This is a genomic window from Paenibacillus arenosi, from assembly GCF_014841135.1.
GTDB lineage: Bacteria > Bacillota > Bacilli > Paenibacillales > Paenibacillaceae > Paenibacillus_B > Paenibacillus_B arenosi.
In genome coordinates this window covers 265,649-278,467 of record NZ_JACYTN010000002.1, presented here as the reverse complement: position 1 = coordinate 278,467, position 12,819 = coordinate 265,649, and the positions used below count along the sequence as shown (strand labels likewise).

Below are 12,819 nucleotides of genomic sequence, written 5' to 3'. Positions count from 1 at the left end.
TTAATGTGTCTTCAGATTTACCTATAAACAATCATTTTTTAAGAAATTATGTTACATTAATTGACCATGCTCTTTCTTCAAAGAAACAAAGAATAGGTTGCCTCAGCTGTGATAAAAGCGCAGCTGCGGCAACCTATTCTATTATGCACATATTCGTATCGCTCGTATCATGCTTACGAATTGTTCTGCGTCTGCAGGAGTTGTTCGTATCCATGATGATCATTGTGTATTAACACTACAAATTATCCCACATATCCCACGGATAAACTTGTGGAGGGCTGCAAGTGAAGCTCATCTGTTCTTTCAATGTAGGATGAGGGAATGCTAATTTGTAAGACCACAAGGCAATTTGCTGGCCAGGTTTGTTCACGTTAGCACCATATCGTTGATCTCCGTATAGCGGGCAGCCAATCGTTTGCATTTGGACTCTAATTTGATGTGATCTGCCTGTATGAAGCTGGATTCGTATGAGGGACAGTCCTTCTTTGTGCTCTAGAACTTCATAGTCCAAACGAGCTTCTTTGGCTCCAGGCGTATGAGCGGGTACAGCACGTACGTTATTTGTGCGTGTATCCTTCAACAAATAGTGTGTTAGGCTCCCAGATAGGGCGGCAGGACGGCCGTGAACGACCGTGAGATATTGCTTGTCTAGCTCATGCTTCCGTACGGTATCGGACAAGCGGGAAGCTGCTTTGGATGTTTTAGCAAATACCATAGCTCCACCAACAGGGCGATCTAGCCGATGTACAAGCCCCATGTATACATTACCAGGCTTGTTATAGCGAGTTTTGACATCGTGCTTAAGTAGGGTAAGCATATCTAAATCTTGAGTAGAATCAGCCTGTGACAATATGTTCACAGGCTTTTCTACAACTAGTATATGATTATCCTCAAATACAATGGGGATGGATGGGTAGGAGTCGCTCATTAAGATGACTCCCAACGTCCTAATATGCCGCAAGGCAGAACCATGCCAGAGTTCGTAATTGGTAAACCGATCTCACCGCAAGTAATATTGCCTTCGTAACGATTTTTCATCGTCAATGTTAACAAATTTTCCAATACAGTAGGGGAAAGCCCTGTTGTATAGGAGTTAATTAACATGAACAAAGGGTTGTCCGACATAATTGTCGTACAGAACTCCAAAAATGGATATAGACTCTCTTCTAGTTTCCACGTTTCACCGTTAGGTCCACGACCATAAGAAGGCGGGTCCATAATAATCGCATCATATTTATTGCCACGACGTTGCTCACGTTGTACGAACTTGAATACATCATCCGTAATAAAACGTATAGGACGGTCTGCAAGGCCAGATAGCTGAGCATTTTCTTTTGCCCACTGAACCATGCCTTTAGCTGCATCGACATGACATACTTCTGCTCCTGCTGAAGCGCATGCTAAAGTAGCTCCACCCGTATAAGCGAACAAATTAAGCACTTTAATGGGACGATTCGCATTTGCTATTTTGTCCATCATCCATGCCCAGTTTACTGCTTGTTCAGGGAATAGTCCCGTATGTTTAAAGCTAGTTGGCTTGATATGGAACTTCAAATCACGGTATTGAATCGACCAGCGATCTGGGATGGGTTTCTTCATATTCCATTGCCCGCCACCAGAAGAACTGCGAGAATAATGTCCGTGTACATTTTTCCATTGATGATTCTCATTAGAGATTGGCCATATGATTTGCGGATCTGGACGACGCAGAACGACATCGCCCCAGCGCTCCAATTTTTCACCATTGCCAGTATCTATTAATTCGTAGTCTTTCCAATCTTGCTCCATGTATAGCATATCCAGTCTTCCTTCCTTGTCATCAAAAAAATCACTAAATCTTATTGTACTACAAAAGAAGGGGTTCATTCTACTGTGAGATAAGGAAAGGTGAGACATAGATAAAAAAGCTACTCATTCGCAAGGAATTTGTAGCCTACGCCTCTTACCGTTACAATATATCGCGGGTTGGTGGGATCGGGTTCTATTTTTTTGCGAAGATTACTGATATGAACCATTAATGTTCTTGTATCACCAAAGCTTTCAGAATTCCAAATTAGCTGGTACAATTGCTCCAAGCGAAATACTTTATTTGGGGTCTGAGCTAGGTGTGAAAGCAGATCGAATTCTTTAGATGACAGAGAGATAAGACGTCCATTTGTTTTGACGGTGTGACTATTAAGATCGATCTCTAAGCCGGGATAGGCTAGCAGCGTGTTGTTTTCTGCTGATTTATGCAAAGTCGTACGTCGAAGATGCGCCTTTACGCGTGCAACTAATTGGCTCGGACTGAATGGTTTCGTTATGTAGTCATCTCCGCCAATAGTTAGGCCCAAAATAATATCAACATCATCGCTTTTACAACTGATGAAAAGGACGGGGACATTTGAAGTTTTTCTAATTTCTTTACAAACTTCAATCCCATCTAATGATTTTAGTAGAATATCAAGTATAATAAGATCGGGTTTCACTTCACCAACGAGCTGCAGTGCATCATAGCCGTTGTCTGCAACTACGACTTGAAATCCCTCCCGTCTTAAATACAAGGAGATTAGCTCTGTAATCTCAGTTTCATCATCTACTACAAGTATTCTGGCAGCACTCATCTTGGCTATTCACCTCCACATCTCATATTATAGCGAACAATGGTAGAAGATGACAACTCAGTAAGTGAGGGTATTTGTCGAATAAGCCAAGCAGGAATTTATATATGGCAGTTAGTAAGTGTACTGGGGGTGTTTTCGCATCAAAAAGCTATCCTTTCATGCATTTGTAGCATTAGCAGTATTAGTTATCATAGTAATTCAACTTATTGGAGATATTTCACAATCCAAGATTGCACCACAAGTGCAATATGGTGTATTGAATTTGCGAAATTGGAATTTTGAAAAAGACGGGGCTGTTACGCTTAACGGAAAGTGGGAGTTCAATTGGAATGAGCTGCGTACACCAGAAATGTTTGCTCCAGGCAAAGATCAGCATTATGTATCTGTCCCGAAGTTGTGGAATCAAGTTGAATTGAACGGGGTTCCGCTTAGCGGTACAGGCTATGCAACCTATCGAGTTCAAATTTTTAAAAAATCATCTGAAGTGCTTCTTGGCTTATGGATGCCTGGCGCATTTAGCTCCTATAACATTTGGGTCAATGGCAAGCTGTACATAAGAGAAGGTGTAGTGGCAAATAACGCTGATGCAGCAGTCCCTTCTTTTAGAAATCGTTTAATTATGATTCCTGCACCAAAAGACAAATTGGACCTCGTTATCCAAGTAGCAAACTTTGCACATTATAAGGGCGGGATTTCTGCCGCACCAGAGATTGGTACTGTAAATCAAATGACTCGTAAAAGCAAACTGGAGACAGCCAAGGATTCGCTTATTTTTGGATGTCTATTTATTATCGGGTTGTATCAGTTCGGTATGTTCTTGGGAAGGCGAAGAGAAAAGTTTACATTCTTTTTTGGATTGCTATGCCTCGCTATTGCTGTAAGAATGCTTACTCTAGGCGATGTGATGCTTATGTATTGGACTTCATGGTATCGATGGACTGGGGTCATAAGATTAGATTACTGTCTAATTACGATCGCTGTAATGGCGGGTGTCAGCTTTGTTCATTATTTATTTAAGGAAGAATCACTTCAAAAATTCTACTTCACTTTGATAGGCATTGGTATTCTATTTTTACTCATTACTTTGACGCTATCACCATTATTATTCACATCAATTCTTATTCTATATCAAATCTATATCGTTTTTGCTGTCGTGTTCTCCATTATCGTTACGGTTCGTGCTATCCAGAGTCAGCGGACTGGTGCCACGATCACCTTATTAGGATTTATTATTTTTGCAGTGTTTATTTTTAATGATATTTTATACTACCAAGGGTTTGCCCCTATTCGGGATTTGGCTCCATTTGGGCTTGTTATTTGTGTACTTATACAATCTCTAATGCTATCTAGACGTATTTCAAAGGCAATGGGGGATGTAGAATCGCTCTACTTCGAATTACGAGAGTTAAATGCTGGCCTTGAAACGAGGATTGAACACCGTACTTCAGAGTTGGTGCGGATGAATGAAAGTTTAGAATCCAAAAATGATGAGTTGGAACGGATGGAACGCTCACGCAGACATTTGTTATCGAATATATCTCATGACTTACGAACTCCGATGACGTTAATAAGAGGATATTTGGAAGCACTCTACGACGACGTTATTGTTGAACCTGACGAACAAAAGAAATATGTAAAACTTATGCTTAACAAAATTAATAGCTTGAATCATTTGATTGAGGATTTGTTCGAATTATCTAAGTTGGAGGCTCGCCAGGTCAACGTAGAAATGGTAGATGTGCGTTTGGAGCGCTTCATTTCTCATATTGAAGAACAATATGAATTAGAATTGCGTGCAAGGGGACTGATGTTTGCTTGTTACAATTTAACGTATCGAGATGCCCCTCCGGTAAGTTTGAATCTTAGAATGGACTTGGATAGAATGACACAAGTTTTGGATAATATAATATATAATGCCGTTAAATTCACCCCGACCGGAGGAAAGATAAGCATACGCTTTCAATATGTTGTATCTAAATCTTGTATACATATGTCAATTAACGACACAGGGGTTGGGATTGATCCAGAAGACTTGCCCTATATTTTTGATCGCTTCTACAAAAAAGATAAATCTCGCAATTCTGCTGTAGGTGGTAGTGGATTAGGGTTGTCGATTGCCAAAGAAATTGTAGAACTACATCATGGTCGAATATGGGCACAAAGTGCATATGGGCAAGGAAGTACTTTTCATATCGAACTTCCTGTATATGACTTATAATTTTGAATTTGATTGTTTCATAGCATGTTGCATCATATGAAGAGTTTGCTCTCGTGACTGCTCATCCATGGCTTGCCATAGTTGAAGCAGTCTTTTTGTTTCTTGGGGCTCGTGATCTTGCAGGTCGGAGTTTATAAGATAGTCAATGGATACGTCAAATAGATTCGAAAGTTTACGAACTGTATCATACACAGGCTGTCGGCTGTTTATTTCGTAATGGCTGTATGCCGAACGCGTCACGCCAATATATCTTGCTACTTCCTCTTGCGATAGTTTGCGAGAAATGCGCAGGCGACGCAATCTTTCTCCGATCGTCATATGGGAATACTCCTTCGTTTATTAGATTAGTCAGATATGGTGAATGATGTAGCTGATAGTTGTACTTTATGATACAAAATGTATCGTGTCAAGAATATTTTGCCGTCTATTTTTGATAAATCTACCATTTGTCCAAGCGAGAGTTTGTGAAATACATATAGTAATAGTGGAGGTGAAGCCAATGTCTACATTTGTAGATAGTCAAATTTCGCAAAATGCAAGTTATGCAGGTTCGATCGCAGTTCCACTAACTGCTGCTCCAGTCTTATTTGGAACATTAGGCATCAATTTAGCAACAGCTACAACAAACACACGAGTAGAGTTGAGTGCCACGGTTGCCGTTACGACGTTATTAGCAGTATTAGGAACGGTAACGATTCTAATTTTCCGTGACACAACCCAAATTTATTCGGCAACAACAGCACTTCCTGTCAACGCCCTGGATACTCTTACTTTTACGGTTTCAGCAACAGACTTTAACGTTCCGACAACGCCTAGTTTCCCAATCTATACTGCTTACGTGCTAGGTAGTGGTATCAATCTAGCCAACCGTACAGGTCCAGAAAGCTTGAGTGCTGTAGCGGTCTCTGACTAATCGTTAAATAAATGGTTATGAAGCGTCGAGAGGGGAGGGCATTAGGCTCATCCCCTTTTCTTAATCTGCCGCGTTGTATACACATTCACTTGTCGTTGGAGCCGCATAATATACACTACAAAGGAAGGGGGACGGATATTGATTGCTTTATCTCGTGTAAATCGTGTTGTAATCGGTATAGGAGGAAGCTGTTCGGTAGCCTATCAAATAAGACGATTAGGTTTGAGGCAAGCTTCTTATCCACTAGATTGGTTCGGTATGCCTGATGCAGGTCTGACGGCTTCACTTATTCAATCCAATTTCTCTTCGTTTATGGACAGAGACAACTTGGATATTCTCGGCATTACTGATAACGGGCTGTATTACCATGTAGTAGATCGAAAATGGGATTGTCATTCCTTTCATGACTTTCCTGTTGTTGAGGAAGAACCCCCTTTGTATAACTATGAGCGCTATTATCAAACATTGGAGAAACGTATTCGTAGATTTTTAGATGATGTGAGGATGGATAAGCCAATTACACTTATTAGGATGGGTTATGCACAACAAGACATACCATTGTTAGAAGAAGCGATATCTACCTTGCGTGAATATCCGTTCGAATTGTTGTTGGTAAATGAGTCTAGTGATTGTAAACAGCCAGAGTTGATTGCAAGAAATAAAAATACGCTGCAATATCTCATGCCTACTGGCTCATCATGGTATGGAAATGACGACGCTTGGGAGCTACTAGCTAGCGAATTGTTAATGTAGAGAAGCAAGGTTCTAAATAAGGTTGAGAAGATTGTGCGCAGCTACTCTGATTATACGGGTGATTCGTATGGCTCAATTCGCTGTTCTATGCGAGCCTAATGTTGTGGTTTTCCTAGATGAGAACTTAGACATTGTTTGGCGCTGGGAATGGAAGCAGGGCAGACTAAACGGTTTAGAAAAAGAGGCACAAGGTAATACGTTATTGGTAATGGAGCAGGGAGGACGGCATTGGATACGAATCTATCCTATGACGGATCAGGTCGAACGTTATACAGCTACAGATGAAAGTTATTCCTTTGACAGCATTATACCATTTACCAACCAATTTGAAGTACGTTGCTATGCAGGGATGCTCGGAGCATCTCAACAAATGCGTTTCATTGCTTTAAGAGACAAAAAGATATTTGTCGGCGGCCCTTATGGTATTGGCTTTATACCTTATCAAATGCATTCGCTGCAAGATGGAAGAAGGATACTATTTACGAGTCATACATCATCGACAATGAGAATATTAGATATTACAACTGGGGAGATTACACATACGATTCAGGCTGGAGCATTAGTAGCAGATGTGGGAGTTAGCATAGATAATAACTGGTTGTATGCATGTAGTGCGATGGAGAATACATTGCGTATTTGGCATTTGCATTCGTTGCACGTTCCCTCTAAAGTCATTCACACGGGAGAAGGGCCTGATCAGATCGTAACCTCGCAAGATCACCCTGAACAATTGCTCATCCACTGTACAGATGATCGTACCCTTGAGATTCGAGGGGGGGGAGACGGTCAAATAAGAAAGCGCATCACTCTCGAAGGAGCAATGCGCCATTCTTCTATTCGTATTCATAGTTGGGTTGAAAATTACATTCTTCTGTCAGGCGTAAGTAAAGAGCCATATATCGCTTGGTGGAATCTAGATAGCGAGACAATATCGTCTATTACGCCGTTGCCGGGCAAGCCACTCCGTGTCATTTCAATCCATGAAAAGTGAGCTTCAGAGTGTGACAGACTCATTTGTCGGGGTCGAGAGTTAAATGATTCTTAGTTCTACCTAGTACAAAGATAAAGCGAGTGTGTCATTTTCCCATTTCGAGTGCAAGATAGCTTCTGAACCAACGATCTCGATACTTATAAGCGTATCAAGACATTTCTTGATGGCACGCTTACCTGTGAATAGTTTGCGATTCAATGCATCTTTAAGTAGGGAGAATGTGTTCTTATGTGAAATAGTTGTGCAAAACACTGGGATTTGGCGATCTTGGAATTCAATATATACAGTTTTTTTCAACATAACTTGTACCTCCATTACAACGTATATGTTATCTATGAATTTATAATAAACAGTCAACATTAAACCAACCTTAAAAAGAGAAGACAATGTTGTAACAAAACGACCGTTTTTGATTAAAAATATTTAATAGAAGCGGATTTCACGCCATTCTTGCCATAAAGATGCAATAAAAAAGCGGCTTCTCTATCGATGTTACATCGTAGAGAAGCCGCTTTGTAATTCATAGAATGAAATGGTTATTGTGAAGATTAAGCAGAGACGTTAACGTCTGCCCACATTTCGTCATCATTGAGATCAAGCTGGATATCAGAACGGAAAACACGATGACCGTACTGTTGGTGAACATACTGCTCAATCGCTTCTAGTAGATTCATCTCTACTAAATATTGCTGTCGGCCTTGAATCCATACTTGAGCGGTAAATCCATATTGTTCTTCCCAGCATAATTCTACCTCGACATCTGTAGGTTGAACTTGTCTGCGCATGGCCATATTGAGACATACTGCATTAACAAGCTCGTCCATAGACAATCGTAGTGTCATTAGTTGAATCCTCCATGTGAAGAGCGAGCTTTACGTGAATCGCGCCATTTGCGGAATATGATCGATGCAACCATGAATAGAAGTACGATTGCAAATACGTTGACCATAAGACCTAGAATGTTACCCAACATTCCCATGTCACCGAACAATCCACCAAATAGCATTCCAGCAAGTCCACCGATCATCATCCCTTTAAGGAAACTGCCGCCAAAGCTAGGCTTAGAAGTCTTAGGTGGAGTTGTAGTTGTAGCTTTGTTCGTTGGTTGGTTTGCTTTGTTTGTAGAAGATACGCCAGAATCATTCTTCGTCGGCGCTGGGTTGTATTTCTTAACCCCTGAACTGAAACCACCGCCGCTGCGCTTCTTAGCGTCAACGATACCAGGTGCCGTTACGGCGAATAGAAGTGTAATAGCCATGAAAGCTGCCATTAATTTACGCATAATTGCCTCCTCAGATGATGAATCATATAATTTTGTTTTCCTTAAAGATTGTTTACGGATAAAGTCACGAATGGTTTCAAAAAACATTTGTAATTGTTACAATAATCATGGAAATTGAATAGAGATGGAAATAATGTTCTTGAGGAAGCTGGTGACATATGTATAATCACGATTATGTTCGTTATTTAATAGAGTTTCACGTTACCCGTGACTGGTTCGAATGTCATGAAATTATGGAAGAAATGTGGAAGGAAGAGCTAGATGCTGACAAACGGACATTATGGTTATCACTCGTAAGAATTGCAGTTGGCCTGTACCATGAGCGCAGAGGAAACAGCAAAGGCGCTCTTAAAATGCTGACTCTCGTTCAAAATGATGCCAAAGATTTGGATTGGAATTCTTTGGGTTTGGATAAAGAAAAGCTGCTCGTGCAAATAGATCGACGTGTTGCGAAAGTAAAAGAAGATGCAGAACAAAGTATGCAGTCGGAGCCTATTGAAGCTTTTGAAGTAATGAATCTCCCTATTTCAGACGATCGACTATTAGAGCAGTGTAAAGCTCAGTGTCTTAGCGAATCGCTGGAATGGAAGTTGGAACCTCCTATCTGGAGTGAAGAACTGATTCATCGTCACAGTCTTAGAGATCGTTCCGAAGTGATTGCAGCTCGTCATGCTGCGATACAACAACGGCAATAATAAATAACAACCGCAGTTGTCCGTTGGGATAATCTGCGGTTGTATCTTGCTTCAATTATTCGCTTGTTTACACATCTTGTCCGTCCTCAAGCATTTGAATAACCCATTTACACCACTCGATTTGTCCTTCTGCGAGAGAAATTGCACGATTCAACAAAATATAATCTCCAAAATGTTTGGAACGAATATGACGTTCTTCTTCAGGGATGCGAGTTAATAACTTTTCGTAATAGGCAATCTTGGTCTCTAGCTGCTTCATGCGAGCGAGGAATAGAGGGGCTGCTGTATTGCGGTCAGTCATCCAGATGCAATTAGCTTTTAGACTTAATTCGTCTCGGAAAGCGGTTTCGGCAGGTGGTTCACCAAGCCACTCCATAACAGCTTCACGTCCAAAATCGGTTATCGTGTACACTTTCTTATCTGGCTTGTCCCTCTGCTCAATGCGTTCATATTGTACGTAGTTCTCACGTTCCAGCTTGGCGAGCAACGGGTAAATTTGACTATGTTTCGCTTGCCAGAATGGTTGAATACGCAGCATTAAATCATACCCAGAACACGGCTCTTTGGCTAACAACCCCAACAAACCATAGGATAACGTATTTAACATATCAGGAACTCCTTCCTAATTCGAAGTTGATATCGTTCATCCATACATGTACCTCACTGAACGTGCCGTGCGAGATGGGAACAACTACATTATAAGAAAAAAAATCTAATAGGCAAGTATTTTAATCATAAAAGTAGAGATTAAGTTGAAAAGGGGCGGATTTTTATACATAACAGAAAAAAATTAGAAATTTCACTTTTGTTATGTTCCTTACTTGGTGTGTTTATGTCGATGTATGGAATAAGCGGTTATACGGTCATGATTCCGATATGGAAGGCCTACTGGGGCATAAACATTGATTATGCTCAATGGTCCTTAATTGGATTCATGGCAGCTGCTGGGGTGTCGATGACACTTTCTGGATATGTGATGGAACGGTGGGGGATACGTAAGGTACTGGTGGTAGCAACCGCTATATCTGCGATATTTTCATGTACGGGCAGCTTGTTAACGGATTGGGAGTCACTTGTGGTCATTCGTATTGTGTCAGGACTATGTGCGGGCGTGATTACGCCGTTAACGATTTCACTGATTTATCATCATATCGCTGAAGAAAAAAGAGCATCGGCTATGGGCTGGTGGTCCATGGCGGCGATGTTGGGGCCTGCGATTGGACCGGTTATAAGTGGATGGTTGTACGTTCAGTTTGGATGGTCAAGTTTATTTCTATTCACTGGAGTACTTAATATTTGTATGTTAGTTTGTCTTAGTCAGCTGCCACGACAATCTATGTCGCACTCCTATGTTGCGTTCCCCTTGAGACAATTCGTGCTGGCCGGTACGGGAAGCGCATGTGTAATCATTGGCTTAAGCCAAATCCATCATTGGTTTGGAGGAGGTTGGGGGTATGGAATGGTAGCGGTGGCAGGAAGCGCAATGCTTGTGCGGCTCGTTTATCGTAGCGCTGCGGACAAGCAGCCTTTACTTCATTGGCGATTATTTAAAAATCGTTTGTGGAAGTTTACGATGCTATGGAATGGGGTCGTAACGCTAGCGCTTTATGCAGGTACTTATTTGATGCCCCTCTATTTGATGGATGTACAAGGGTGGAGTGCGGCTGACAGCGGCTGGATCATGTTATTCCCTTCCTTCGTTATGGTCTTACTTGCGCCAATAGTAGGGAGATTGTATGATGTGGTAGGGCCACAGAGACTACTGTTCTCGGGGTTATTACTGATGCTTATTGGATCACTGTTATTAGCTTCTATGAATGGCGATGCTTCGCTTATTGTGGTCATCAGTGCGATGTTTATTCGCAGCGTTGGTGTTAGCTTGGTAACGACGCCAGGCAATCATATGAGCATGGTATGTCTGGAAAATGAACATGTAGCTCAAGGATCGGCTCTGTCTAATTGGGTGAAACAACTGCTAAGTGCATGTTCCATCGCTATTTATTCGGCAATTGTCATGCTAGGGCATACTTCCACTGGTGGACATGTAGTGACAGTAAACCGTATACAAGCAGCTTTTTGGGTATCCATTGTATTCGTATTGCTGTTAATTCCGATATGGTGGCTATTATTTAAGAGTCGCGGACAAATGTCGCTGTCTCCGCTTATATTGAACGGCGGACAGCGGAATACCAATAATTTGAAGAATGCAGCCGAGAAAGAGAGAGTTATATGAAACATAATCATTCAATAATGGACTTACTTACTTCCTCTAGTGAACGTCAGGATATACCGGTTGTTATTTTGGCTGGTTTTCTAGGGAGCGGCAAGACAACGCTTCTACAGCAGTGGACACAGCAATGTTTACAGCAAGGAATGAAGCCTGCGGTTATTATGAATGAAGCAGGAGATGTGAATTTAGACGGGCAGCTGCTGCCTGAGGAAGTGAATATGGAAGAACTGCTTGGTGGTTGCATATGCTGCTCGATCCGAGGCGACTTTGGCATGAAGTTATTGGAGCTGGTACAGGACCATCAGCCAGATGTTGTATACGTGGAATGTACAGGCATTGCGGAGCCAATGGAGCTAGTAGATGCGTTAACAGATGTTTCTCTGTATGCTCCTATTCAATTGACTCATATTGTAACATTGGTTGATTCACTGCAAATGTCTCATTGGATAGATGATGCTGCTGCAGTTAGCAAACCGAGCCGCAAGATGATGCATTTGCTGCAAGAGCAGATTCGGGCCGCGAATTTGCTAATTGTGAACAAATGCGATCTCGTACAAGAGAAGGATATTCAACGAGTAGAACAGCAATTAAAACAATGGAATAAGGAAGCGACGATTGTTTATGCAGAACAAGCACAAGTGAAGCCTGAGCAGTGGCAGCGCAGCTTGATGTTAAGTGAAGAGCTGAGTAATGTTTCCTACCAACGAGAAGAGGTATCAACTATTCCTTCATCTTGTGCTTGTCAAGGAGAACATGTTCATGGTGTTGGTTGTGAAGCGCATGCGCATCATCAATCTTCACATGCACATGTAACTGTCTGGACACGTGCGTTGCCTACATCTGTTGACAGTCATACGTTTGAACAGTGGCTTAAGGGGCTGCCGCAGCAGGTATATCGGGCTAAAGGTATCGTTACGTTTAGTGACACGACGACACGATACATGTTTCAATTTGCGTATAGGCAGACGGAATTTATCCCTATCAGACCGCAGGGAGAGATCGATGATGTCATCGTCTTAATCGGCGAACAGATGGATGCTGAGCAATTGTATGTTGAGCTGCAACATATGCTTAGAGCATAAACACAGTAAAAAAGGGTGCCATTTCGTCCAAGTTGACGGGAGCACCCTTTTA

General features: G+C 41.6%; 15 protein-coding genes. 7 read left to right on the top strand and 8 right to left on the bottom strand.

Features of this window, described 5'->3' with window-relative positions; genetic code table 11:
* Nucleotides 1–235: 235 nt before the first annotated feature.
* From IFO66_RS04360 to IFO66_RS04350, 3 genes are all read right to left on the bottom strand, one after another.
* A complete protein-coding gene (locus IFO66_RS04360; protein WP_192023953.1) occupies nt 236–928 on the bottom strand; it encodes an RluA family pseudouridine synthase in 693 nt (230 codons plus the stop codon).
* Nucleotides 928–1,797 (bottom strand): class I SAM-dependent methyltransferase, encoded by an 870-nt coding sequence (locus tag IFO66_RS04355; protein WP_192023952.1) that lies wholly within the window; start codon nt 1,795–1,797, stop codon nt 928–930. The genes IFO66_RS04360 and IFO66_RS04355 overlap by 1 nt, the downstream gene beginning before the upstream one ends.
* Before the next feature lie 110 nt (nt 1,798–1,907).
* A complete protein-coding gene (locus tag IFO66_RS04350; protein WP_192023951.1) occupies nt 1,908–2,603 on the bottom strand; it encodes a response regulator transcription factor in 696 nt (231 codons plus the stop codon).
* Between the two features lie 262 nt (nt 2,604–2,865).
* Here IFO66_RS04350 and IFO66_RS04345 point away from each other — a divergent pair, with 262 nt between their 5' ends.
* On the top strand, nt 2,866–4,821 hold the full coding sequence (locus IFO66_RS04345; protein ID WP_225445492.1) for a sensor histidine kinase: 1,956 nt from the start codon (nt 2,866–2,868) through the stop codon (nt 4,819–4,821).
* On the opposite strand, the gene IFO66_RS04340 is transcribed toward IFO66_RS04345, so the two are convergent.
* The gene (locus tag IFO66_RS04340) at nt 4,816–5,139 is read right to left on the bottom strand and encodes a helix-turn-helix domain-containing protein (RefSeq protein ID WP_028593611.1); all 324 of its coding nucleotides are present in this window, start codon (nt 5,137–5,139) and stop codon (nt 4,816–4,818) included. The two genes, IFO66_RS04345 and IFO66_RS04340, sit on opposite strands and share 6 nt — an antisense overlap.
* 181 nt (nt 5,140–5,320) lie before the next feature.
* Here IFO66_RS04340 and IFO66_RS04335 point away from each other — a divergent pair, with 181 nt between their 5' ends.
* From IFO66_RS04335 to IFO66_RS04325, 3 genes are all read left to right on the top strand, one after another.
* Complete coding sequence (locus IFO66_RS04335; RefSeq protein WP_028593612.1) at nt 5,321–5,734, top strand: hypothetical protein; 414 nt, start codon at nt 5,321–5,323, stop codon at nt 5,732–5,734.
* A gap of 138 nt (nt 5,735–5,872) precedes the next feature.
* Complete coding sequence (locus IFO66_RS04330; protein WP_192023950.1) at nt 5,873–6,487, top strand: DUF1796 family putative cysteine peptidase; 615 nt, start codon at nt 5,873–5,875, stop codon at nt 6,485–6,487.
* A 67-nt stretch (nt 6,488–6,554) separates the two neighbouring features.
* The gene (locus IFO66_RS04325) at nt 6,555–7,478 is read left to right on the top strand and encodes a WD40 repeat domain-containing protein (protein WP_192023949.1); all 924 of its coding nucleotides are present in this window, start codon (nt 6,555–6,557) and stop codon (nt 7,476–7,478) included.
* A 60-nt stretch (nt 7,479–7,538) separates the two neighbouring features.
* Here the strand turns inward: IFO66_RS04325 and IFO66_RS04320 are convergent, their stop codons facing one another.
* The 3 genes from IFO66_RS04320 to IFO66_RS04310 form a co-directional block, all read right to left on the bottom strand.
* On the bottom strand, nt 7,539–7,778 hold the full coding sequence (locus IFO66_RS04320; RefSeq protein WP_028593614.1) for a hypothetical protein: 240 nt from the start codon (nt 7,776–7,778) through the stop codon (nt 7,539–7,541).
* Nucleotides 7,779–8,026: 248 nt separating this feature from the next.
* On the bottom strand, nt 8,027–8,320 hold the full coding sequence (locus IFO66_RS04315) for a YxcD family protein (RefSeq protein ID WP_192023948.1): 294 nt from the start codon (nt 8,318–8,320) through the stop codon (nt 8,027–8,029).
* A complete protein-coding gene (locus IFO66_RS04310; RefSeq protein ID WP_028593616.1) occupies nt 8,320–8,760 on the bottom strand; it encodes a hypothetical protein in 441 nt (146 codons plus the stop codon). Before IFO66_RS04310 ends, IFO66_RS04315 begins: the two co-directional genes overlap by 1 nt.
* A 158-nt stretch (nt 8,761–8,918) precedes the next feature.
* Between IFO66_RS04310 and IFO66_RS04305 the strand changes: the two genes are divergently transcribed.
* Nucleotides 8,919–9,455 carry a DUF309 domain-containing protein gene (locus IFO66_RS04305; RefSeq protein ID WP_192023947.1) on the top strand — a complete coding sequence of 179 codons (537 nt, stop codon included), beginning with the start codon at nt 8,919–8,921 and terminating at the stop codon, nt 9,453–9,455.
* Nucleotides 9,456–9,522: 67 nt separating this feature from the next.
* On the opposite strand, the gene IFO66_RS04300 is transcribed toward IFO66_RS04305, so the two are convergent.
* Entirely contained in the window at nt 9,523–10,062 is a 540-nt protein-coding gene (locus IFO66_RS04300) for a PadR family transcriptional regulator (RefSeq protein WP_192023946.1), read from the bottom strand.
* Nucleotides 10,063–10,281: 219 nt separating this feature from the next.
* Here IFO66_RS04300 and IFO66_RS04295 point away from each other — a divergent pair, with 219 nt between their 5' ends.
* On the top strand, nt 10,282–11,688 hold the full coding sequence (locus tag IFO66_RS04295; RefSeq protein WP_337912573.1) for an MFS transporter: 1,407 nt from the start codon (nt 10,282–10,284) through the stop codon (nt 11,686–11,688).
* Complete coding sequence (locus tag IFO66_RS04290; RefSeq protein ID WP_225445490.1) at nt 11,685–12,767, top strand: CobW family GTP-binding protein; 1,083 nt, start codon at nt 11,685–11,687, stop codon at nt 12,765–12,767. Before IFO66_RS04295 ends, IFO66_RS04290 begins: the two co-directional genes overlap by 4 nt.
* The last annotated feature ends 52 nt before the right edge of the window (nt 12,768–12,819 follow it).